Source organism: Maribacter algicola (assembly GCF_003933245.1).
Taxonomy (GTDB): domain Bacteria; phylum Bacteroidota; class Bacteroidia; order Flavobacteriales; family Flavobacteriaceae; genus Maribacter; species Maribacter algicola.
In genome coordinates this window covers 508,454-532,770 of record NZ_QUSX01000001.1, presented here as the reverse complement: position 1 = coordinate 532,770, position 24,317 = coordinate 508,454, and the positions used below count along the sequence as shown (strand labels likewise).

General features: G+C 39.3%; 22 protein-coding genes and 1 tRNA gene. 15 read left to right on the top strand and 8 right to left on the bottom strand.

Annotation, left to right across the window (positions count from 1 at the left end):
- Nucleotides 1-9: 9 nt before the first annotated feature.
- Nucleotides 10-1,764 carry a RagB/SusD family nutrient uptake outer membrane protein gene (locus DZC72_RS02295; RefSeq protein ID WP_125221288.1) on the top strand — a complete coding sequence of 585 codons (1,755 nt, stop codon included), beginning with the start codon at nt 10-12 and terminating at the stop codon, nt 1,762-1,764.
- Between the two features lie 525 nt (nt 1,765-2,289).
- Here the strand turns inward: DZC72_RS02295 and DZC72_RS02290 are convergent.
- From DZC72_RS02290 to DZC72_RS02280, 3 genes are all read right to left on the bottom strand, one after another.
- Nucleotides 2,290-3,942, bottom strand: coding sequence for a helix-turn-helix domain-containing protein (locus tag DZC72_RS02290; protein ID WP_125221287.1), 1,653 nt, complete (start codon nt 3,940-3,942; stop codon nt 2,290-2,292).
- Nucleotides 3,943-5,067: 1,125 nt separating this feature from the next.
- Nucleotides 5,068-5,322: a hypothetical protein gene (locus tag DZC72_RS02285; protein WP_125221286.1), complete on the bottom strand. Its 255-nt coding sequence runs from the start codon at nt 5,320-5,322 to the stop codon at nt 5,068-5,070.
- 16 nt (nt 5,323-5,338) lie between these two features.
- The gene (locus DZC72_RS02280) at nt 5,339-6,577 is read right to left on the bottom strand and encodes a 3-deoxy-D-manno-octulosonic acid transferase (protein WP_125221285.1); all 1,239 of its coding nucleotides are present in this window, start codon (nt 6,575-6,577) and stop codon (nt 5,339-5,341) included.
- A gap of 91 nt (nt 6,578-6,668) precedes the next feature.
- On the opposite strand from DZC72_RS02280, the gene DZC72_RS02275 reads away from it, so the two are divergent.
- From DZC72_RS02275 to DZC72_RS02260, 4 genes are all read left to right on the top strand, one after another.
- Nucleotides 6,669-7,823 carry a DegT/DnrJ/EryC1/StrS family aminotransferase gene (locus DZC72_RS02275; protein WP_125221284.1) on the top strand — a complete coding sequence of 385 codons (1,155 nt, stop codon included), beginning with the start codon at nt 6,669-6,671 and terminating at the stop codon, nt 7,821-7,823.
- Between the two features lie 43 nt (nt 7,824-7,866).
- Entirely contained in the window at nt 7,867-8,883 is a 1,017-nt protein-coding gene (gene galE, locus DZC72_RS02270; protein WP_125221283.1) for a UDP-glucose 4-epimerase GalE, read from the top strand.
- Between the two features lie 74 nt (nt 8,884-8,957).
- Complete coding sequence (locus DZC72_RS02265; RefSeq protein ID WP_125221282.1) at nt 8,958-10,229, top strand: metal-dependent hydrolase family protein; 1,272 nt, start codon at nt 8,958-8,960, stop codon at nt 10,227-10,229.
- Between the two features lie 21 nt (nt 10,230-10,250).
- Entirely contained in the window at nt 10,251-10,604 is a 354-nt protein-coding gene (locus DZC72_RS02260) for a hypothetical protein (RefSeq protein WP_125221281.1), read from the top strand.
- Nucleotides 10,605-10,637: 33 nt separating this feature from the next.
- On the opposite strand, the gene DZC72_RS02255 is transcribed toward DZC72_RS02260, so the two are convergent.
- Nucleotides 10,638-11,741, bottom strand: a complete 1,104-nt coding sequence (locus DZC72_RS02255) for an acyltransferase family protein (RefSeq protein WP_125221280.1) — start codon at nt 11,739-11,741, stop codon at nt 10,638-10,640.
- Nucleotides 11,742-11,785: 44 nt separating this feature from the next.
- Complete coding sequence (locus DZC72_RS02250; RefSeq protein WP_243641625.1) at nt 11,786-12,298, bottom strand: alpha-ketoglutarate decarboxylase; 513 nt, start codon at nt 12,296-12,298, stop codon at nt 11,786-11,788.
- A gap of 120 nt (nt 12,299-12,418) precedes the next feature.
- On the opposite strand from DZC72_RS02250, the gene DZC72_RS02245 reads away from it, so the two are divergent.
- Entirely contained in the window at nt 12,419-15,214 is a 2,796-nt protein-coding gene (locus tag DZC72_RS02245; RefSeq protein WP_125221279.1) for a 2-oxoglutarate dehydrogenase E1 component, read from the top strand.
- Between the two features lie 32 nt (nt 15,215-15,246).
- The gene (gene odhB / locus DZC72_RS02240) at nt 15,247-16,524 is read left to right on the top strand and encodes a 2-oxoglutarate dehydrogenase complex dihydrolipoyllysine-residue succinyltransferase (protein WP_125221278.1); all 1,278 of its coding nucleotides are present in this window, start codon (nt 15,247-15,249) and stop codon (nt 16,522-16,524) included.
- A 59-nt stretch (nt 16,525-16,583) separates the two neighbouring features.
- On the opposite strand, the gene DZC72_RS02235 is transcribed toward odhB, so the two are convergent.
- On the bottom strand, nt 16,584-17,024 hold the full coding sequence (locus DZC72_RS02235) for a retropepsin-like aspartic protease (protein WP_125221277.1): 441 nt from the start codon (nt 17,022-17,024) through the stop codon (nt 16,584-16,586).
- 80 nt (nt 17,025-17,104) lie between these two features.
- Between DZC72_RS02235 and DZC72_RS02230 the strand changes: the two genes are divergently transcribed.
- The 8 genes from DZC72_RS02230 to DZC72_RS02195 all read left to right on the top strand — a co-directional run bounded on the left by DZC72_RS02230 (nt 17,105) and on the right by DZC72_RS02195 (nt 22,259).
- Nucleotides 17,105-17,872, top strand: a complete 768-nt coding sequence (locus DZC72_RS02230; protein WP_125221276.1) for a TatD family hydrolase — start codon at nt 17,105-17,107, stop codon at nt 17,870-17,872.
- Nucleotides 17,873-17,888: 16 nt separating this feature from the next.
- Nucleotides 17,889-18,914, top strand: coding sequence for an asparaginase (locus tag DZC72_RS02225; RefSeq protein WP_394340616.1), 1,026 nt, complete (start codon nt 17,889-17,891; stop codon nt 18,912-18,914).
- A gap of 70 nt (nt 18,915-18,984) precedes the next feature.
- Nucleotides 18,985-19,072 (top strand) — tRNA-Ser (locus DZC72_RS02220).
- A gap of 77 nt (nt 19,073-19,149) precedes the next feature.
- Nucleotides 19,150-19,899, top strand: a complete 750-nt coding sequence (locus DZC72_RS02215; RefSeq protein WP_099545962.1) for a MotA/TolQ/ExbB proton channel family protein — start codon at nt 19,150-19,152, stop codon at nt 19,897-19,899.
- A 27-nt stretch (nt 19,900-19,926) separates the two neighbouring features.
- Nucleotides 19,927-20,358: a hypothetical protein gene (locus DZC72_RS02210; RefSeq protein WP_125221274.1), complete on the top strand. Its 432-nt coding sequence runs from the start codon at nt 19,927-19,929 to the stop codon at nt 20,356-20,358.
- Between the two features lie 10 nt (nt 20,359-20,368).
- Nucleotides 20,369-20,989, top strand: a complete 621-nt coding sequence (locus DZC72_RS02205; protein ID WP_125221273.1) for an ExbD/TolR family protein — start codon at nt 20,369-20,371, stop codon at nt 20,987-20,989.
- A gap of 23 nt (nt 20,990-21,012) precedes the next feature.
- Nucleotides 21,013-21,495, top strand: coding sequence for an ExbD/TolR family protein (locus DZC72_RS02200; protein WP_125221272.1), 483 nt, complete (start codon nt 21,013-21,015; stop codon nt 21,493-21,495).
- A 74-nt stretch (nt 21,496-21,569) separates the two neighbouring features.
- On the top strand, nt 21,570-22,259 hold the full coding sequence (locus DZC72_RS02195) for a porin family protein (RefSeq protein ID WP_125221271.1): 690 nt from the start codon (nt 21,570-21,572) through the stop codon (nt 22,257-22,259).
- On the opposite strand, the gene DZC72_RS02190 is transcribed toward DZC72_RS02195, so the two are convergent.
- Nucleotides 22,254-22,859 (bottom strand): hypothetical protein, encoded by a 606-nt coding sequence (locus DZC72_RS02190; RefSeq protein ID WP_125221270.1) that lies wholly within the window; start codon nt 22,857-22,859, stop codon nt 22,254-22,256. The genes DZC72_RS02195 and DZC72_RS02190 overlap by 6 nt on opposite strands.
- Entirely contained in the window at nt 22,859-24,316 is a 1,458-nt protein-coding gene (gene rpoN, locus DZC72_RS02185) for an RNA polymerase factor sigma-54 (protein ID WP_125221269.1), read from the bottom strand. Before rpoN ends, DZC72_RS02190 begins: the two co-directional genes overlap by 1 nt.
- Nucleotide 24,317 lies beyond the last annotated feature (1 nt).

Sequence of the window (24,317 nt, the reverse complement as noted above, 5' to 3'; positions counted from 1 at the left end):
ACAAGTATTATGAAAAAGAGAAATTTTATGCTCGGGGCCTTATTCGCCATATTGATTTTGGCGACTGGCTGTAGTGATGAATATTTAAACAGGGAACCGGAAGGCCGTTTCAGTGAAGGTGATGTAGCCACTCCAGAAGGGGTTGAAGGTCTTCTAATTGCGGCCTATACTATGGTTCCAGGTGGAGGTCTTACTGGACAAACCTGGCACAACGATATACACAGTTGGGTTTTCAACATAGCGTCTGATGATGCCTTAAAAGGTACGGATGCCGGTGACCAGCCAGAACAATCCTTTATAGAAGCGTACGATTTTCAAGCTTTTAATGTGCATATCCGTGATAAATGGAGAGGATTGTACAAAGGTGTTGCCGCAGCGAACAATGTAATAAATACCTTAGCTCTTGTTGAGGATGGAATATCTGATGCGAGGAGGGAACAAATTATTGCGGAAGCACGTTTTTTAAGAGGTCTTTTCCATTTTGAGGCAAGAAAAATGTGGCGTATGCCGGTCTACATTAGTGATGAAAACTTTGTCCTAAATGATTTGGAAAGTACTAAAATACCTAATGACAGGGAGATATGGCCATTTATAGAGGCTGATTTTGAAGCTGCTGCCTCGGTATTGCCAGATACACAAGGTGATGTTGGTAGACCTACCAGCTGGGCAGCCAAAGCATTTTTAGGTAAGGCTAAAATCTATCAGGGATTTGATCAAAGTGGCAACGCCAATACTGCTAAAATGAGTGAGGCCAAGGCCATATTTGATGATATCATAAACAACGGTCCTTTCGAATTAATGGATAAATTTGAAGATAACTTTTTAGTGGCAACCCGTAATAATGCGGAATCAATTTTTGAAGTGCAATATGCAATTAATAGTGCTACCGGTGATGCCTCTAATAGGGGTATTGGACTTGCACACCCATATACAGATCCATGGGGTTGCTGTGGTTTTTATCAAGCTTCACAAAACTTGGTCAACGCTTATCAGACTGAAAATGGTTTGCCCTTATTGGATACTTTTGATGCTACTGATGTTTCTGCTGATACGAATGCAGATGGATCATCTGTAGTTACTACAACTTTAGACCCAAGATTGGACCATACTGTAGGTAGACCTGGTATACTTTACAAAGGATTCAAGATTTATCAGACCGATTTCGTAAGAGATTTATCATATGCAGGTCCATTTTTCTCCATGAAGCACGTTGCCGAGCCGGAAGCATTTGGCCAAGGTGGTTGGGGTAACCTATCTGCAAATAATTACCGAATCATGAGACTAGGTATGATTTACTTGTGGCTTGCTGAGGCAGAAGTGGAATTGGGTAATTTGGAAAGAGCTAGGGAGTTGGTAAATGAAATAAGGAGTAGGGCTGCGAACCCAGAAGGTTTCGTTCCCAATGCAATACAGGGTGCTGAGAGAAACGATTTCACCATTGAACCTGGAGTACCTGCAGCTAATTATGATATTGCTACTTATGATACTCCTTGGACGGATCAAGCATTGGCGAGGAAAGCCGTACGCTTTGAGTCTCGTTTAGAATTCGCGTTAGAAGGACATAGGTTCTTTGACCTTCAACGATGGGGCGTATCAGCTCAAGTATTGAACGCGTATATAGCCAGTGAGTCTCAACACAGGTCATATCTTCAAGGTCGTTCCTTTACAGCTGGTAAGCATGAGTACTTCCCAATTCCATTGGAAGCAATTGATCGTTCCGCATTGGATGGACAACCTACGTTGACACAAGATCCTGCGTATTAAGAAAGTGTTTATAAGTAAGTAGTTTATTAAATCAATAGTAAAGGCTCGAAGAATTATTTCTTCGAGCCTTTTTTGTTGTCTTGAATTACTATGATATTTATCAGTAGATTTATATAGTGGCTCTCAAATAAGTCCTTTTCATTTGTTTATTGATTGGTTTAATCTAAATCTTTTTATTATTCTTGAAATCAATCCAAAGCAACAAGTTCTTAAATATTTATGTAATAACTCCTACCTGAATTATTATTTGGGACCTATGGTTATTAAGTTGATTGTAAACTAATTATCTATTTGTCAGGTTAAGAAAATTTCTTTAATATATTATTTGTGTCCTTACTCTGTAAAATTCATGAATTTTACAGATTCAATCACGCTTTACAACATAAGTGGCTGATTTTTAGTGTAAATTGTCACTGTAATTAGGTTTACAAAATTGTTAGAGTTAGTTTATTTAATTTCAAAAAGAAGGTAGTACAGGTTCACCTTGCTACCTTTTTCTATTTTTATAATTAATGGTTTCTACTATTATGCTTCTTCATTTAATTTCTTAATGAAATAGGACGGTAGGATTCCCTGTCTTTTCTTGAAGGCTGCGTTGAAGGTGTTTAGATTGTTATATCCTATGGATGAGGCGATATAACTTAATTTTCTTTGCCTAAATTCTTCATCCTGTACCAGTCTTGTTAATAAGTAATTTATTCTAAGCTCATTTATATAATTATTAAAATTGGAGCCTTTTTCAATGTTTATAACTTGCGATAGATATTTGGGATTGGTTTTAAGTTTTTCTGATAACTGATGTAGGTTACAACTGGAATCAATAAAGAAGAGTTCCTCTTCCAATTTTTTTAACCTTTTTAATATTATATACTTTACATTGTCGTCTAAAGTATTATTTGTTTTGTCTTCAGTTTTGACATTTAATGGTCTAATGGGAATATTTTTGTTTTGTGCTTTTAGTTGTGTCTCAAGATTTTCAATAGTCCTCCTATAAATAACTTTGTTTTTTTCCTTGAATTTTACATAGGCCACAACCCCAAAGAATCCAATTACTAGAATTGATAGCAGCACAGTTATAATGGAGGTTAGTTCAGCTCTTTGCGAAATATTCTCCAATTCAAGCGCCTGTTGTCTTAATCCGGCCTCTTTAATCTTTCTTCGGGCCTCTAGGATAACTATGCGTTGCTCTTTCTCATTGTTGAACAGTGAGTCTTTAATAGCGTCGTACAAGGTCTTATTTTCATTAACTTTATCGGGCCTACCTACTTTGTTATAAAGATCCATTAAAATTAGACTGTTGGATTTTATTACGTCAAAAGCGTTGATATTTTCCGCAGCATCTATACTTTTTTCATAGGTTAATATAGCGCTTAAGGTATCTCTGGTCTTTAGATAGAGTTCGGCTTGGATTAAAAGAGCCCTTGGCAGCCGAAACCTGTAGTTGTTTGCCATTATCATGCTTATTGATCGGTCCAAATAGTTTTTGGAACGTTCATATTCGCCATTGGAAAGATAGATGTCTGCCATGTTCATATACACGACGCTTTGTATATAACTTCCAGGGGAGTATAGTTCTTTTTCCAATTTTAAATAGAAATTGTATGCTTTTAAGGCGGCTTCTTTGTCTCCCAGCTTTGCGGACATCCTTGCTATTTCATCCACTTTTTGAAAAATATAGTGGTTGTCCTTTTGTTTAATAATGAAATCCAAACCTTTTAGACAATGCTCTAGGGCTTTTTGATAATTTTCCAATCGAAGGTAATAATGGGATAAAGCGGCGTGTGCCTTTGATAATATGAATTTATTATTGGTGTTTTCTGAAATGTCCAAAAGTTTGAGACCTGTTTCCAGTGCTTTGTCATATTCCCCCTTTTCCGTGTATATATCGGATTTTATGGTTTCAAATTCCGCGTAGGTTTCTGGGTATTGCTTGTAATTTATTGCCTTTTCCAAACCCTTAATGACTTCCATTGAACGATTGAAATCACCTTGTATGAACATGAGATAAGCCAAATTATATTTGGCTTTGTAGATGCCATTTTGATAATTGATATCCTCAGATACAGCCAATGCTTCTTTATTGTAGTTTTTGGCTATGTCAATATTTCTATATTTATATAGATGACATAATTGAAGTAGGATATCCGCTTTTTCTTTGCCAGAAGCATTATCCTTCATAGAGGTCAATTTGTTGATTTCATCATATTTGTTTTGATTTTTAGTTTCTGAAACCAACTTTTCAATACGATTTAAATATTCGATTATGCTATCATTTTTCTGTTTTTGCGAAAAAGCAAATGTGTGAATCGCAATAAAAACAAAAACGAATATTTTGGAGTTTTTTTTCAAACCGTCATAATCAACCTTAGGGGAAAACTAAATTATAAAATAAACTTGTCAATAGCTATGTATGTAAGAGCATTTAATATTCTTATTTGTAGCTGTATTACAACTTACTTACAATCAGAATTTTGTTTTGGTTTAGGCTATAGTTTTTGGAAAGTTCAATGGGGTATAATGGGAAGCTAACAAAAAAAACCCTCCAATTTGGAGGGTTTTTTTGCTAATCGTAGATTTTAATCTATAATTGGAAATTTAGAAGGTTTAAATTAAGCCAAACAAGGCCAATAAGGATCCTACGGCAACTACGGCCAAAAAGGCGTTCATTGCGATAATCAGAACTGACAAGTACGCGTCAACCCCGGTTTTAAATGATAAATGGTTCATAACATTACCTACTTTAAAGTTATTTATTATAAAGTACGTGAAATCTACCTTTTAATTGTAGGCGTTGTTGTGTAGTGGGGTTTTAGCGTGGTCTAGGGGCATAATTTTGTAGTCCTTGAATTTTGAATCGTTACTTTATATCGATAAAAGCAGACTATTGGTCGATTTTTTAAACTAAAAAAGATGTGCACCCTTAGATACACATCCTATAACTATTTTATCTGTTCATACTAATCGATAATACCTAACCAATCTAAAATCAATGCAATGGGGATTGCGACCAATATACCAATTAGGCAAGCAATCATAAGTTTTAAAAATCCATTGAGGAGTTTCACTCCAAAAGAAAGTTCCTGTTCCATAATCCTAATAGTGTTGTTTACTCGATAACTGGGATTGATATACATCAACCCTTGGTAGCAGTAAAAATTAACGTTTGTTTTCAATTCCTCCAGGTCTAGCTCAGGGGAACTTTAATACAATATACCGATTTTGAGATAAAGATTCTGAAAAACAGGCGGTTAATTCGACCAAGAGAGAAAAATCCTCTGTTAAAAACTGAAACTTTACGTGCAGCTAACTTTTGTTTATTTCCTTTACAGGAAAGAATACCATTGCTATTCCGGGTTTTAAAGTGTCCAAAGCTTTGTTTCCCTTGGGCCTATTTTGTTTTTTAAGGGGACGTCTCAATGAGTCAGGATTCATTTTGATGGAGTCTATTTTCTTCTGGGTTTCTTGATTTTTGTTTTCCCTGGTATTTACAAATGAATCCCAACAAGAAGAAAGGGTGATGGCTAGTAGCAAAGAGTAGATGATTTTTGGGTTTCTCATCTGTTTTAGGCATTGATTACTTTAATAATGTACGTATCCCTGCCATGATATGGACGCTTGCCCCTTTATTATTTAAGATATATTGTGAATTGATTTCTCCGATGCTCTTACGTTCTTGGGGGTCTTTAAATAATCGATTGATACTATTATTAAACTCCTCTTTATCTTGTATTGGAAGTATACCTCCCAATTGGACCAGTTGTTCTGCTTCAAGAAAACCTTGATATTTTGGGCCTACTACAACGGGAATTCCAAAAACAGCAGGTTCCAGAGTGTTATGAAGGCCTGTGGCAAATCCGCCACCCACATACGCTATGGACGCATAACTGTATATTTTGGTCAATAGCCCAATAGTGTCAACGATTATAACCTGAACATCATTTTCAAGTACCAGTGAAATTTTAGAATATAGAACGGTCTTTTTGTCAATGGACTGGCAAAGACTTTGAATATGGCTTTCCTTTATGGTATGGGGGGCAATGATGAACTTTTGGTCATTGGGTGCATGATTAATATAGTTGGTGAGTATCCGCTCGTCCTCTGGCCAGGTGCTTCCTGCTACAAGGCACTTTTTCCCTTTACAAAAAGAGCTGATTACGTCTAGGGTGTTGTCTCTTTTTAGAATTTCCGCAACTCTATCAAGACGTGTATCCCCGGCGATACTTACATTTTTTATTCCAATTTTGTCAAGTAGTTCCTTGGATGGTTTATCCTGCACGTATAGGTGTGAAAAGCTGCGAAGAGCCTCTCTCATAAAACCTCCATAATTTTTAAAATAGATTTTGTCGGGACTGAACCTAGCCGAAATCAGGATGGAAGGGATGGCCCTTTTATGCAATTCAAAAAGATAGTTGGGCCAAATCTCGTATTTGATAAAAATCGCCATATCGGGTCTAACGGCATTCAAAAAGGAGTTTACTTTCCCAGGAATGTCAAAAGGCAAGTATGTGGTGATATCGGCAGGCGAGGAATTCTTTTTAACCTCATATCCGGAAGGTGAAAAAAAGGTCAGCAAGACTTTATGGTTGGGGTACGCTAATTTCAACTGCTCCAAAATGGGCAATCCTTGTTCATATTCTCCCAAGGATGCGGCATGAATCCAAATAACCCGATCGCTTTTGGAAATATGATTTCTTAAGGTTTCAAGGACCATATTTCGTCCTTTGACAAATTTTGAAATCTTGGGATTGGCAAACCCTATAATTTTTAGGATTTGCCATGTTATAGAAACAGCAAAGGAATAGATGTAGCGCAAATTTATTTGTTTGCGACTAAATTACGGTTCTTTCAAGAAAATCATTATGGGACGTTTCGTATTTTTGCCCTAGTGCATCTAATACCGTAAAATGAAAAAAATACAGATGGTTGACCTTGGCGGTCAGTATCAGGAAATAAAGGAACAAGTCAATGCGTCAATTTTCCAAATATTGGAATCCACGTCTTTTATAAATGGGCCTGAAGTACATGCCTTTCAAAAGGAGTTGGAGACATATCTTGGCGTAAAACATGTAATCCCATGTGCGAATGGTACCGATGCCTTACAAATTGCCATGATGGGGCTTGATTTGAAACCAGGGGATGAAGTAATTACGGCTGATTTTACGTTCGCGGCCACAGTGGAGGTGATAGCCTTATTGCAACTTACGCCCGTTTTGGTAGATGTGGATAAGGAGACCTTCAATATTGATATTGATGCCGTTGAGAAGGCAATTACCTCAAAAACAAAAGCTATAGTCCCTGTTCATCTTTTTGGCCAATGTGCCAATATGGATGCTATTATGGCTTTGGCCCATAAGCATAATCTGTATGTAATTGAAGACAATGCCCAAGCGATTGGCGCAAAATATTTATCGGCAAATGGAACCAAAAAAATGGCGGGTACCATAGGGCACGTGGGAGCTACTTCCTTTTTTCCATCAAAAAATTTGGGCTGCTATGGGGACGGAGGTGCCATTTTTACCAATGATGACGATTTAGCCCATACCCTTAGGGGCATTGTAAACCATGGGATGTACGAAAGATACCACCACGATGTAATCGGTGTAAATTCTAGGTTGGATTCCATTCAGGCGGCAGTTTTAAGGGCAAAACTCCCAAAATTGAACGGATATTGTGATGCCCGTAGGGCGGCGGCCAAGAAATACAATGCGGCCTTAAAAAATCAGAAAGACATTATACTCCCAAAAACTGTCAATTCTTGTGAGGGTATTTGTGATACCTGTGATTGTCATGTATTCCATCAGTATACTTTACGAATTACCAGTGGTAAGCGAGATGGTCTGGTCAGGTTTTTGGCGGAAAACGATATTCCATGCGGAATCTATTACCCCATTCCTTTACATCGACAAAAAGCCTATTTGGATGAACGATATAAGGAAGCCGATTTTATGGTAACCAACCAATTAGTGAACGAAGTTATTTCCCTTCCCATGCATACAGAACTAGATGATGAACAAATCGCCTTTATTACCAATAAGGTCATCGAGTATATTAATGGATAGGTTAATTGGTGCTTACATTTAGAGGGTATTTAAAATAATCGAAATGAAAATATTAGTAACCGGTGGACTTGGTTTTATAGGTTCCCATACGGTAGTAGAACTGCAAGACAAAGGATTTGAGGTTATAATCATAGACGATTGTTCCAATGCCGATGAAAAGGTACTTGATGGTATAGAAAAAATAACCGGAATAAAACCAATTTTTGAGAAGTTGGATTTAAAGGACAGGGACAAGGTTGAAGACTTTTTTCAAAGAAATCAGGATATAGAAGGTGTTATACACTTTGCGGCTTCCAAGGCTGTAGGGGAAAGCGTGGAGAAGCCTTTGCTGTATTATGAGAATAATATTGGCGCTCTTATTTATATATTAAAGGAGCTAAGTAAAAAGAACAAGGCTAATTTCATTTTCAGTTCCTCCTGTACCGTTTATGGCCAAGCTGATAAAATGCCTATTTCCGAAAATGCTCCGGTTAAGGAGGCCGAATCTCCGTATGGAAATACCAAGCAGATTGGGGAGGAAATTATTAGGGATACCTGCAAGGTAACCCCACATTTAAAAGCCATTGCACTTCGATATTTTAACCCTATGGGCGCCCATCCTAGCTCTGAAATTGGCGAATTGCCAATAGGTGTGCCACAGAACCTAGTGCCATTTATAACGCAAACCGGAGTAGGGCTTAGAAAGGAACTAGCTGTTTTTGGAGATGATTATCCCACGGAAGATGGTACCTGTATTAGGGACTATATCTATGTTGTGGATTTGGCAAAGGCCCATGTCGTGGCTTTGGAGCGCTTATTGGCATCAAAGAACAGCCAAAATTATGAAGTCTTTAATGTAGGTACTGGAAAGGGAAGTTCGGTCCTAGAAGTAATTCATAGTTTTGAAAGGGTTTCTGGTGAAAAACTGAATTACAAAATAGTAGGTAGAAGACCTGGAGATATCACTTCGGCCTATGCGGACACGACCAAGGCCAATAATGTACTTGGTTGGAAATCAAAATATTCATTGGATGAGGCCATGAAATCCGCCTGGGATTGGGAACAAAAAATCAGAAAATGATTTCATAGGTTATGAATGTTTATAAGGGGAAATATGGCTATATTTCCACTTATTTAATGTAGAATCTCTTGCCTATGAAAAACCTGCCATTCATTTTACTTTTTTTGGGCACTGCCTTTTTAAGTGCCCAGGACACCTATCTCCAATGTGGATATATTCTGGATGTTGCATCTGGCAAGCTACTTGAAGAAAGGACTATTGTTGTTTCCGACGGATTGATAAAAAGCATCCGAAACGGCTTTGTTTCAGGCACCAATGCCGATAAGGTAGTGGATTTAAAATCAAAGACCATCTTGCCCGGGTTTATTGATATGCACGTTCATATTGAAAGTGAATCTAGCCCATCCAGATATTTGGAGCGATTTACCAAAAATGAAGCAGACGTGGCCTTTCAATCTACGATTTACGCTAAGAAAACCTTGATGGCCGGATTTACCACGGTACGTGATTTGGGAGGTTCGGGGGTGAACATTGCCCTCAGAAATGCAATCAATAAAGGTACCATTATAGGGCCAAGAATATTTACCGCAGGTAAATCGATCGCAACTACAGGTGGCCATGCGGATCCCACCAACGGTACCAGGGATGACCTCATGGGGGACCCGGGACCCAAGGAGGGAGTTGTAAACTCGCCGGAAGACGGCAGAAAGGCGGTTCGCCAACGCTACAAAAATGGAGCTGATGTTATCAAGATTACCGCCACGGGAGGTGTACTAAGTGTGGCAAAAAATGGACAAAATCCACAGTTTACCATAGAGGAAGTAAAGGCGATTACGGATACGGCCAATGACTATGGAATGTTGACCGCCGCCCACGCACATGGTGATGAGGGGATGCAGCGGGCCATAAAAGGGGGAATTAAGACCATTGAGCACGGAACGTTGATGTCCGAAGAAACCATGGATCTTATGATTCAATATAATACCTATTTGGTTCCCACGATTTCAGCGGGTCAGGAAGCGGCTCGCTTGGCTAAAATACCGGGATATTTTCCCCCTGTCGTCGCCAAGAAGGCGTTGGAGATCGGGCCCTATTCAGAGAAAACCTTTGCCAAAGCTTATAAAAAAGGGGTTCCCATTGCCTTTGGAACGGATTCAGGGGTTTCGCCACATGGGGAAAATGGTAAAGAGTTTGGGTATATGCACCGGGCTGGGATGCCTATACTTGAAACATTGCAATCGGCAACCATCACCAATGCCAATCTTTTGGGGATGGATAATTTGGGGCAGATAAAGGAAGGTTTTATAGCGGATATTGTGGCCGTGGATGAAAATCCATTGCAACATGTGGACACATTGGAAGAAGTTACTTTCGTGATGAAGGAAGGGGTTGTCTATAAGCAGTAACTCCTCGATTTAAATCCTTGTATGGAGCACCAAGTTCAGAATAGCAGGCAGTTATTGGAATTATCCGGAAATCAAGAATTGTATGATCGTTTATTGTTGCAATTGGAAAAGGATTTTGCCTTGGCCAATAATCCCTTGAATATAACGAGTGATATCAAAAGTGAGGAACTGATCAAGGTACTTGTAGAGAAAATCTATTTCTTGATGATGGAACGATTTTCTGAATATCTAAACGTTCTTTATATCATAGATATTCCGGAAAGGGAATTTCAACATATAGAGGTTACCGATGCCGTTGAGGTTTCAGGGCAAATGGCGTTTCTAATCCTAAAGCGGGAATTTCAAAAAGTTTGGCTCAAAAACAAGTATAAGTGATTAGGGTTGTTTTGCTCGTTGCGATTAAAAAAACTAAACTTTTATATAAATGCCCTTCTTATCCATAACATAACCTACCAACCAGCAAGTCAACATAACCCAAAGGGCGAACAATAAGGATCCCATGTAGTCTCCTGCCATAGCAATGAAAATATTATCCGCTATCCAATTGTAGGCAGTTGTTCCTTTCATTTTGATTTCAAATAAGCTGATAATGAAGATTTCTGACAAGAGGTAAATAAAAAGGGTATTTCTTCCAAAAACCTCAAAGAAGTAGGTCCTTTTAAATGTCTTGGTCATGTCTAACAAGTAAACCAAAATAGCAATTACGAAGAGGTCGATTCCGCATGTTAAAAGCACAAAGGAACTGGTCCATAGTTTTTTATTAATGGGTAAAATTAAATCCCAAGCCAATCCTGCAAAAACCAAAATACAGCCAAACATTAGAAGTTTCGCCACCGTTTCGTAGTTCTGTCCATTTTTTTGAATGAATTTGCCTGTAAGGTATCCAGCTAGGACATTCACGATGGATGGTAGTGTGCTTAATAGCCCTTCAGGGTCGAAAGCTACACCGCCATTGCCATGGTACATATGATCGGCACCAATTAAAATTTTATCCAGCTTTAAAACAGCATTGCCTAGTAAAGTGAGGTCTCCGAAAGTCAATAAAAGAATGTGGTAACCTATCAAAGCGCATGCGCTAAATATAATTACTTTGCGTGTTTTGAAATAATAGACTAGAATAGAAGCAAAAAGATAGCACAGGGCAATGCGCTGAAGAACGCCGAATATTCGGGTTTCGGCAAGAGGTTTTAGCGTTCCGTTTTCAAAAAACGGGAACCAATACATTAAGAATCCCAAGAGAAATATAATGGCAAATCGCTTCAATACTTTTTTGAAAAAGGCGGCATCTCCTAGGGTCTCATACTTTTTCATACTGAAGCTCATGGCGTTGCCAACCACAAACAAAAAGGTGGGAAAAACAAGATCTGTTAGCGTGAAACCGTGCCACTCTGCATGCTTTAAAGGGGCGAAACTGGTTTCTCCATTGCCGGGAGAATTTACAATGATCATTAAAGCCACATCCAATCCCCTAAAAACATCAAGGGAGAGGTATCTGTTTTTCAGTTTATTCATATTGGTTGGTTTGGTTATTGGTTGGTGAAGCGAATTAAAATGGTTTAAAAATATACCCGAACAAATGGCATCAATGCATTTCCGTAAATACTTTTATTGTCGTTGTAAAGTAAATCATATCGCAAGCCAAATGTAACATTATAGGTGCTATATCCCACGCCTAAAAATAGGGCCGGTAGCCAATAATTGTCCTCTATCCTAGTTGGAAAGGCTTCCAAAGATCTGTTAATCCTAAGTTGCTCAAATTCTGCGGAAATTTGTATATCAGGGATTGGGTTGTAGAGGGATAAAATACTTCCTCCATAGGCCAAAAGTTTTTCATCGTTGAATTTGGCATAATTGAAATTTAGGCTGGCCCCTGCATAAAATTCATTGGTAAGGGGATAAATGGCACTAGGGGAAACATTGATATTGAATCCGCCGTTAAAAAAACCCAGTCCAAGGCTGCCTCCATAGCGTACCCTTTTGAAAAATCCGGAATTATTAGTGTAGGATTGGGCGAAGACCAAACTTGTTAAAAGCAGTAGATAACAGGTTAAAATGTATTTTTTATCCATCCTTTTTTCAAATTTGTTTTAAACAATATTTTTTTTCAATATTACCTGGCAACATTCCGTTAGATATAGTAAATGTTGTATTTTTGTACAAATTTCTTCTAAAGATACAGAAAGTAATTCATGGATAAATATTCCTTTTTGAATGCTGTTCATACCTCTTATTTTTCCGAGCTATATGACAAGTATTTAATCAATCCGGATAGCATTGAGCCAAGTTGGCGCGCCTTTTTTCAAGGTTTTGATTTTGGCATGGAGAGTTCGTTGGACGAATTAGATATCCACCCGGAAAACAGAAGTACCGTTACCATCAACGGCAACCAAGTTGAAATGCCGGAATCCTTACAAAAGGAGTTTCAGGTAATTAGGTTGATAGATGGCTACAGGAGTAGGGGGCATTTGTTTACAAAAACAAATCCCGTTAGGGAAAGAAGGCGATACGAGCCTACACTGGACATAGAAAATTTTGGTCTTACGGAGGCCGATTTGGATACGGTTTTCAACGCGGGGGACATCATTGGGATTGGACCCAGTACTTTGAGGGAAATCATCGCCCACTTGACCAGTATCTATTGTGATTCCATCGGTGTGGAATATATGTATATCAGAAAACCGGAAAGAATCAAATGGATACAGAATTGGATCAATGTCAATGACAATCATCCAAGTTTTGGTCCGGAACGAAAAAAGCATATACTGAAGAAGTTGAATCAGGCGGTTTCCTTCGAAGGCTTTTTGCACACTAAATATGTGGGCCAAAAGCGATTTTCCCTAGAGGGCAATGAATCATTGATACCCGCTTTGGATGTGATAGTGGAGCGTGCCGCGGAAATGGGAGTAAAACAATTCGTAATGGGAATGGCCCACAGGGGCCGCCTAAATGTCCTGACCAATATTTTTGGGAAGTCTGCCAAGGATATTTTCAGTGAATTCGACGGGAAGGATTATGAGCAGGAGATTTTTGATGGTGATGTAAAATATCATTTGGGTTGGACTTCGGACCGAATGTCCGATAATGGGAATAAGATTCGAATGAACATTGCGCCCAATCCATCCCATTTGGAAACGGTAGGAGCCGTAGTTGAAGGTATAACCAGGGCAAAGCAAGATGCCCATTATCCAGAGGATTTTTCAAAAGTACTTCCCATTGTGGTACATGGTGATGCTGCCATTGCCGGCCAAGGCATTGTATATGAAGTTGTACAAATGGCCAATTTGGATGGTTATAAGACCGGGGGTACAATTCATATAGTGGTAAATAACCAAATAGGGTTTACCACAAATTATTTGGATGCCAGAAGTTCTACGTATTGCACGGATGTTGGTAAGGTAACCTTGAGTCCGGTATTGCATGTAAATGCAGATGATGCAGAAGCTGTTGTCCATGCGGCATTGTTCGCTTTGGAATATAGGATGCAATTTGAACAGGACGTGTTTATAGATCTTTTGGGATACAGGAAATACGGGCACAACGAGGGTGATGAGCCTAGGTTTACACAGCCAAAACTATACAAGGCCATAGCCAAACATATGAATCCGCGCGACATTTATGCGGAGCGTTTGATCAAGGAAGGCGTAATCAATGAAGATTATGTGGCCCAATTGGAAAAACAGTACAAGGATTCCCTTGAAATTAAATTAGAGGATTCCAGAAAAGAGGATAAAACCATTATTACGCCATTTATGGCCGATGAATGGAAAGGCTTTGAGAATGTGCGGGAATGGGAGATGATGGACCTTGTAGATACTACCTTTGACAAGGAAAAGCTAACCGAGATTGCCAAAGTCATTACGGAGCTGCCAAAAGGGAAAAAGTTTTTGCGCAAAGTGGAGAAGTTGGTGAAAGACCGACATAAAATGTACTTTGAGGACGATTCTTTGGACTGGGCTATGGGAGAACTTTTGGCCTATGGAACACTGTTACAGGAAGGTTTTGGCGTACGTATGTCCGGACAGGATGTGGAACGAGGAACCTTTTCCCACAGGCACGCGGTTATGAAGGTTGAGGAAAGCGAGGAGGAAGTACTGTTGCTCAACAATATATCTAAAGAACAAGGAAGGTTTCAAATATATAACTCGCTCTTATCAGAATATGGTGTAGTCGGTTTTGATTATGGATATGCCATGGCAAGTCCTAATACCTTGACCATTTGGGAGGCCCAATTTGGCGATTTCAGCAATGGCGCCCAAATTATGATCGATCAATATATCTCTGCGGCAGAGGATAAATGGAAGCTACAGAATGGTCTGGTAATGTTGTTGCCTCACGGATATGAAGGTCAAGGTGCGGAACACTCTTCCGCGAGGATGGAAAGATATCTTCAGCTATGTGCTAGGGATAACATGTACATCGCCGATGTGACAACCCCGGCCCAGATGTTCCATATTTTAAGGAGGCAGATGAAAGCCAATTTTAGAAAACCGCTTATTATATTTACCCCAAAGAGTTTGTTGAGACATCCAAAAGCGGTTTCTACTGTGGAGGAGTTGGCAAACGGTAGTTTCAAGGAAGTAATAGACGATGTTTCTGCAGATGTCAAAAAGGTCAAAAGCTTGGTTTTCTGTACCGGTAAGTTTTACTATGACCTGCTTGCCGTAAAAGAGGAATTGAATCGGGATGATGTCGCACTAATTCGTTTGGAGCAGTTATTTCCATTACCTGATAAGCAAATGAAGGAGATTATTGCCAAGTATAAAAATGCGGATGACATTGTTTGGGCCCAGGAAGAACCAAGGAACATGGGCGCATGGAGCCATTTAATGATGCATTTTAGCGATGTGAACAAGTTTAGGGTGGCCTCCAGAAGATTTTACGCAGCCCCGGCAGCGGGAAGTGCAGTACGGTCCAAAGCAAGACACCAGCAAGTAATCGATTATGTCTTTGACAAAACGAAGGATAATATGTCCAAACCAAAATAATTAAGATTTAAGAATAGCTAATTATAGAAAGAATGATTTTAGAAATGAAAGTTCCCTCACCGGGGGAGTCCATAACTGAAGTTGAGATAGCCGAGTGGCTGGTCGAAGATGGGGATTATGTTGAGAAGGACCAGGCCATTGCGGAAGTCGATTCAGATAAGGCAACGTTGGAGTTGCCCGCAGAGGCAAGCGGAACCATTACCCTAAAGGCCGAGGTAGGTGATGCCGTTGCCGTGGGAGCTGTAGTTTGTCTCATAGATACCGGGGCTGATAAACCAGATGGCGCTAGTAAGGCGGCAAGCTCTGCAACAGGTGGGGATGAAGGTTCCTCGAGTAATGCCGAAAAGGATTTGGATAAGCAACAAGCTTCCAAGGAGAAAAAAAAGGAAAGTGAAAAGGCTCCCCAACCCACTCAGGCAAAAGAAACCTATGCATCTGGAGTGGCTTCGCCGGCAGCTAAGAAAATACTTGGTGAAAAGGGTGTGGAAGCTTCAACAGTTACTGGAACGGGCAAAGATGGAAGAATTACCAAGTCCGATGCCATGAACGCGAAGCCATCCATGGGGTCTCCTGTTTCTGGCGGTAATCGAGGCGAGACCAGGTCCAAGCTTTCCATGTTAAGGAGAAAGGTGGCAGAGCGATTGGTATCCGTAAAAAATGAAACGGCCATGTTGACCACTTTTAACGAGGTGGATATGTCCGCAATATTCGAGTTGCGTAATAAGTACAAGGATGCCTTTAAGGATAGGCACGGTGTTGGTCTTGGCTTTATGTCATTCTTCACCAAGGCCGTTGTAAGGGCATTGGAAATGTATCCTGCCGTAAACTCCATGATAGATGAAAAGGAAATGGTTTCCTTTGATTTTTGCGATATCAGTATTGCGGTATCAGGACCAAAAGGTTTGATGGTTCCCGTTATTAGAAATGCGGAAAATCTTTCTTTTAGGGGCATAGAGGCCGAAGTAAAACGATTGGCCATACGGGCAAGGGAAGGTGAAATAACGGTGGATGAGATGACCGGAGGTACCTTTACCATCACAAATGGTGGCGTTTTTGGTTCCATGTTGTCCACACCTATTATAAACCCCCCACAAAGTGCCATCCTAGGGATGCATAATATCGTGGAGCGTCCTATAGCTAGGGATGGTGCCATTGCCATTGCGCCCATTATGTACGTGGCTTTATCTTACGATCACCGAATCATAGACGGCAAGGAGTCCGTAGGATTTTTGGTCGCTGTTAAAGAGGCCTTGGAGAGTCCCGAGGAATTGTTGATGGACAATGATGTGAAGAAAGCATTGGAAATGTAAACCACAAACTTAAAAAGAAAAGCACCTATACATCGGTGCTTTTTTTGTTTTAATCATTTTTAGATTTTGAGAAACAACAATTTCTTTTTGTAGTCGATAATCGCTTTTGACTTGTTAAGCACATCGGCACCAATAATCCCATCTACGGGTTCCGCTTCATGGGTTATGAGTGCCGTGTTTACATGGACAAGGTCGAACAATACGATTTTCAACTTTTTTTGGTGCCATTTGCCAATTTCTATGGTGTTTTTTTTGGAGGTGAGGGTCTCCATGTCAGTTGCCCCTGCACCGGCCGCCTTAATCTTGGATTCCTTTGATTTTAGATTGAAATAATCGATTTTATCAAAACCGATGCACGTATTGGAGGCACCCGTGTCCAGAATGAATCTTCCTGCCATCCCATTGATCTTTGCTGAAAATTCCAAATGATTTGTTCTGGTCAGGGTCAAGCGGATACTAACGTATCCTTTTTTCTTTAAACACTTTTTAAGAAAGCTCATTGGATTTTAGTTTGTTTCCTAGGTTGGGATGATTGCACATATATAGCTTAAAAAGTCAAAGATAAGCCTATTTTTGTGCTATGATTATAACTGATACACATACACATTTATACAGTGAAGCGTTTGATGAAGATAGGGATCGCATGATTCAAACGGCCCTGGACCTAGGGGTTACTAGATTTTTTGTTCCATCCATTGACTCCACGTACACAGATAGGATGGTGCAATTAGAGGAAAAGTATCCTGAGAATATTTTTCTGATGGCCGGTCTGCACCCCACCCATGTAAAGGAAAATTTTGAGGCGGAACTTGAACATGTAGAACGGATTCTAAAAGAACATCGGTATTATGCCATAGGTGAGATTGGAATTGATTTGTATTGGGACAAAAGTTTTTTTAAAGAGCAACAGAAAGCCTTTAGCAAACAGATAAACCTGGCAAAAGAGCATAGGTTGCCAATCATTATTCATTGTAGGGATGCATTCGATGCCGTTTTTGAAGTGTTGGAACAAGAAAAGGATGAGGATTTAAAAGGCATTTTTCACTGTTTCACAGGCAATTTGGAACAGGCGCACAGGGCATTGTCATATAATATGAAATTGGGTATTGGAGGTGTGGTAACATTTAAGAATGGGAAGATCGATTCATTTTTAAGTCAAATTGACCTCAAGCATATTGTATTGGAAACAGATGCTCCCTACCTTGCACCCGTACCGTATCGTGGAAAGCGCAATGAAAGTGCCTATGTGTTGAATGTTCTCAAAAAGGTTGCCGAATTATATGCTCTGGATGAACGGGAAGTTGCAAGGGTGACTACTGAAAATTCAAAAGAAGTATTTGGGGTTTGATTTTAAAAATATGGGTTTGGATAATAGAAAGATTCTTTTGATTTATACGGGCGGGACCATAGGAATGGTGAAGGATTACCAAACTGGGGCCTTAAAATCCTTTGATTTTGACAAACTTTTAAAGCATGTGCCGGAACTGAATCAATTGGATTGTTCCATAGATACAATATCTTTTGAAAACCCATTGGATTCTTCCAATATGAATCCGCAGGAATGGGTAAGGATCGTTACGCTGATTGAAGAGCACTATGTGGGTTATGACGGTTTTGTGATCCTACACGGAAGCGATACCATGAGCTATACCGCATCGGCCTTAAGTTTTTTATTGGAAAATTTGGATAAGCCTGTAATTCTTACTGGATCCCAATTGCCCATTGGGGATTTACGCACAGATGCCAAGGAGAACCTAATTACATCGGTACAGATCGCCGCACTACAAAAAAATGGGACATCGGTCATAAAGGAAGTGGGATTGTATTTTGAGTATAAACTGTATAGAGGAAACAGGACCACAAAAATAAATGCCGAGAATTTTAGGGCCTTTGCATCCTTAAACTATCCCCACTTGGTGGAATCAGGTGTGCATTTGAATGTCTTTTCCGAATATCTTCTGCCGTGTAAAAGGAATAAAAAATTGGTAGTCCATAAAAAAATGGATGAGAATGTGGCCTTGGTTAAATTATTTCCTGGAATGAACAAAGCCGTTTTTGAAAATGTCTTGAAAACAGAGGGTTTGAAAGCGCTCATTTTGGAAACCTACGGTTCTGGAAATGGACCAACGGTCGATTGGTTTTTAACTTCCCTAAAAAAATCCATTGAAAATGGATTGCACGTAATCAACATTACTCAGTGCTCCGGTGGCAGTGTGCTTATGGGTAAGTACGAAACCAGTTCTGCATTAATGGAGATGCAAGTGATTAATGGTAAGGATATTACCACTGAAGCTGCAATTTCGAAGGCTATGTATATGTTGGGGAGTGGCGTGTCCAGCAAACACTTTAAGACGGTTTTTGAGACTTCGCTACGCGGAGAAATGCACTAAAATTAACGGGTAATATTTTATTGTCTAATATTTTTTTTGTTATTTGCCCCACCTTAAAAAAGGCGAAAATAGAGAGGTGGCCGAGTGGTCGAAGGCGCACGCCTGGAAAGTGTGTATACACCAAAAGTGTATCGAGGGTTCGAATCCCTTCCTCTCTGCAAGTAAGTTTTACTTTTTTTATATTGATTTTTTTTTATCTTTAACCCTATTAACTAACTAATTTAAGTTTGAAAAAATGAAAAAATTATTTCCAAGCCTAGCTGTTGCTGGGGCGTTTGTAGCAGGTACAAATATGGTAAGTGCAAAAGTGGCGGCTGTAGCTTTGCTAGTTCAAGATGCGGCTCCGGAAGCGGACAGAGGATTTACGCAAGTATTGAAAGAGCAGTTCATTCAAGGGGGTGCAGGCTTTATGGGTATTGTACTTTTATGTTTGATCCTTGGTTTGGCCGTAGCGATTGAAAGAATTATTTATTTAAATATGGCTAGCACCAACACGGCCAAATTGAAGCAACAAGTTGAAGATGCTTTGGCTTCTGGAGGAGTTGAGGCTGCTAAGGAGGTATGTAGAAATACAAAAGGTCCTGTTGCTTCTATTTACTACCAAGGTTTGGATAGAGCAGGTGAAAGTGTTGAGTCTGCCGAGAAAGCTGTTGTAGCTTATGGTGGTGTTCAAATGGGTCAATTGGAGAAGAACGTTTCTTGGTTGTCCTTGTTTATCGCTATTGCGCCGATGCTTGGTTTCATGGGAACTGTAATTGGTATGATTCAGGCCTTCCAAAAGATTGCTGCGGTAGGTAACCTAAGTGCTTCCCTTATTGCAGGTGATATCCAGGTGGCGTTATTGACTACGGTATTTGGTCTTATTACGGCTATCATACTTCAAATCTTTTACAACTACATTATCGCGAAGATCGATAGTATTGTAAATGATATGGAGGACTCATCGATTACATTGATCGATATGTTGGTAGACCATAAAAAATAAGTTCCATTTTAAATACCTAAAATAATTATGCAAAAAATAATAAAAATAGCACTGATTGTCATAGGCTTGCTGAGCGCGGTACTTTGGTACATGTTGCCAAGTAGCGATATGCCGGCAGCCGAGGCAGCTCAAAGCGGTGCAATGAACGGAATGTTCATTATCACTTATATTCTTTTAGGAATTGCTGTAGTGGCCGCTTTATTATTCACATTAAAGAATTTGTTTTCTAACCCTCAAGGTCTTAAGAAGACGCTGTTTGTTGTTGTTGGGTTGGCCATTGTCGTTGGAATCTCATACGTCCTTTCAAGTGGCACGGATGTAGCACCTGAATACATGGCCATGTCCAGTGAATCAACAGTTAAAAAAATAGGAATGGGATTGAACGTATTTTTCATTTTAACGGTTGTTGCCGTTGTTTTGATGGTTCTTCCTGGGGTAAAGAAACTGTTCGGTAAATAAAAAAATTATTATGGCTAGAAGAGCAGGAGCACCAGAAGTTAATGCAGGTTCCATGGCGGACATAGCGTTTCTACTGCTCATCTTTTTCTTGGTAACGACTACCATAGAAACGGATGCAGGTTTGGACCGTATGTTGCCTCCAATTGAACCGCCAGATCAAGATGTTGTTATTAAGCAAAAAAATATCTTTCAAGTCAATATCAACAAAAATGGTCAATTATTGGCTGATGATGAGTTGATAGAGATATCAGATTTAAGGGAGAAGGCAATGGCGTTCCTGGATAATGGAGGTGCGCCTCAAGGAAGTCCGGATTATTGTAGCTACTGTAAAGGGGCCAGGGATGCCTCTTCGTCAGATAGTCCTGCAAAGGCGATTATTTCCTTAAAGAACGATAGAGAGACAAAGTACTCCACTTACATTACGGTTCAAAACGAATTGGTTGGAGCTTACAATGACTTAAGGGATAGGGAAGCCCAAAGGCTTTATGGGCAAAAGTTTGTGGATATGGAAGCAGAATACCTCAATCCCGAGACCTCGGATGAAGTTAAGGATGAATTAAAGGAAAAAGTTCAGAGGATTCAGGAACTATTTCCACAGAAATTGTCCGAGGCTGAAACTACAACGAATTAATAAAGAAGAAAAAATAAAACACTATGTCTAAATTTGCAAAGAAAAAGGATGGAGAAGTGCCAGCAGTATCAACTGCATCGCTTCCTGACATTGTATTTATGCTTTTGTTCTTCTTTATGACGGTTACCGTGATGAAGGATAGTTCCCTAAAGGTTGAAAATGTATTGCCTAATGCCAATGAAGTAAAGAAATTGGAAAAAAAGGACAGGGTTATCTACATCTACGTTGGAAAGCCAACAAGGGAATACGAAAAAGTGTACGGAACAGAGCCTCAAATACAATTGAATGATAAGTTTGCCAAGCCAAGTGAAGTTGGAGACTATATCTTGATGGAAAGGGCCAAAAAGCCACAGGAATTGCAGAACGTATTGACCACAGCCCTTAAGGTGGATAAAAATGCCAATATGGGGCTAATTTCCGATATTAAGCAAGAGCTGCGTAAGGTAAATGCATTAAAGGTAAATTATACTACTTACGAAGGGGACGCTTTCAGAAACCTTCAATAAGAAAAATTTTTTCAAACTTATTTAAGACGCTTCAAATTATTTTGAAGCGTTTTTTATTTGCTTAATTTAGCCTTATGAGGCTATTTTTATTTTCACTTTCATTTTTGTGTTTTCTTGCTTGTTTTTCCCAGGAAAATACTTCTAAGGAAAATTTAAGGTACCAACGTTATTTCGAAGATCAATTTTACTTAGGAATAACCTATAACTTTGTAAGAAATAAGCCAGTCGACTTAAAACAAAGAAACTTATCGTATGGGTTGATGGGAGGTATAATAAAGGATGTTCCATTAAACAATAGCGGTACAAAAGCATTGGGTGTAGGTTTGGGTTTGGCTTTGAATACCTATTATTCCAATTTAACCGTTACGGAGGTTCCTAATGGGTTTTCCTACGATATTGGGGGTATTATACCTGGTTTTAAAAGAAGTAAGGTACAAACGCATTTAATTGAACTTCCGTTTGAATTTCGATGGCGAAATTCTACTCCTACCGATTATAAATTTTGGAGGATATATACGGGAATGAAGTTTGGATATGTGGTAGGTGCCAGATCTAAACTGGTTACATCCGATTTTAGGGACGGGTTTTTCAATACCGATATAAAAAGGTTACAATATGGGCCTACTTTTAATATCGGCTATAATACGTTTAACGTTCACATTTACTACGCTTTAACCCAATTGTTTAATGATAAGGCCGTATTAAATAATGAAATTATTGAGATTAAACCCTTGAGGGTCGGTTTGGTTTTCTATATTCTATAGCCAAAACTTCACTGTAAGAAGTTGGGACAATAGTCCGATCAAAAGGCCAACAAAAACTTCTAGTTTTGAATGAGCCTTGAGGTATAGCCTTGCGGATATCACAAGACCTGTAAAAAGGGTCATAAGCCCAATGGCTATTACAATATTTATCTCAAAATGGATGCTCAGATTTATGAGATACATTAATATTCCAGAAATACCCACGGCATGCAAACTTGTTTTAAAATTGAAAAACAACAAGAATAAGCAGGAAAACGCCGCACCTATAAGTCCTACAAAGAAAAAATATAGTTCGGCAACGTAATTATTGGGGATAACTTTGATGAGTATTAGTGTCAGTAAGATAATATGAATGAGCAAAGGGTATTTTCTTTCTGAGACAGAATTTAAAAAAATAGAATTTGCAACGCCCAAGTTTTTTAATATTAAAAAGGCGATTATGGGAATAATTACGGTAAGTATAAAAATAGGAAGAATGTTTCCGCTCTGTAGTTCCAGTGGACTGTACTTTGGGGTAGTCAAAAAATAGGCTACCGTGCCTGCTATTGGAACAAAGATTGGATGGAAAATATAGGAAATGGTCTGAAAGAATAACTTCATCAAATCTCCTTTCTCAATCTCGCAACGGGAATATCCAATTGTTCGCGATATTTAGCTACTGTCCTACGGGCTATAGGATAACCTTTATCCTTTAAAATGGCAGCAAGTTTGTCATCTGTTAACGGTTTTCTTTTTTCTTCATTTTTTATGACCGTTTCTAAAATCTTTTTGATTTCCTTGGTCGATACATCTTCCCCTTGATCATTTTTCATGGATTCCGAAAAGTATTCCTTTATCAATTTCGTACCATAGGGAGTATCTACGTATTTGCTATTGGCTACCCTGGAAACGGTGCTTACGTCCATGTCTATTTCATCTGCAATATCCTTTAGGATCATGGGCCGTAAATTTCGTTCGTCACCAGTTAAAAAGTATTCTTTTTGATACTGCATTATCGCGTTCATAGTGATGAACAAGGTCTGCTGACGCTGTCTTATGGCATCTATAAACCACTTTGCGGCATCCAGCTTCTGTTTAATGAAGAGAACCGTATCTTTTTGTGATTTGGTTTTGTCCTTGGATTCTTTATATCCTTTGAGCATATTGCTATACTCCTTGGATACGTGCAGCTCCGGTGCATTGCGACCGTTGAGGCTAAGTTCCAACTCACCATCGACAATCCTTATTGAAAAATCCGGCACCACATGCTCTATGATTCTATTGTTGCCCGAGTAGGAACCACCAGGTTTTGGATTCAATCTTTCAATTTCGGATATCGCGTTTTTTAATTCCTCCTCGGTAACATTATGTTTTTGGATAAGCTTTTTGTAATGTTTTTTTGTGAATTGATCGAACGACTTTTTCAATATGGAAATAGCCAGTTCGATACTTGGGGTAAGTTCTTTTCGTTCCAATTGTATGATTAGGCACTCTTCCAAAGACCTTGCGGCTACCCCTGGTGGATCTAACTCCTGAACTATGGACAAAACCTTTTGAATGGTTTTCTCATCCGTGTAAACATTTTGCGTAAAGGCCAAATCATCCAATATATCGGAAATAGGTCTTCTTATGTACCCGCTTTCATCCACGCTCCCGACTAGAAACTCGGCAATGGCCCATTCCTCGTCGTTCAGATATACCGTGTTTAATTGATTGATCAAGTATTGATTGAACGTGGTTCCAGATGCATACGGCACACTCTTTTCCTCGTCGTCCGCACTATAATTGTTCGATTGTGTTCTATAATCGGGGATTTCATCATCACTTAAATAGTCATCAATGTTGATATCATCCGCAGCAATGGTCTCGCTATCTGACTCCTGATTATAAATATCGTCAAATTCGTCTGCAGTATTGTCAAGATCTTCCTTACCGCTTTCCAGGGCAGGATTCTCCTCCAACTCCTGTTTCAGGCGTTGTTCGAACGCTTGTGTAGGAAGCTGAATCAACTTCATCAATTGAATCTGTTGAGGGGACAACTTCTGGGAAAGCTTAAATTGTAAGTGCTGTTTTAACATC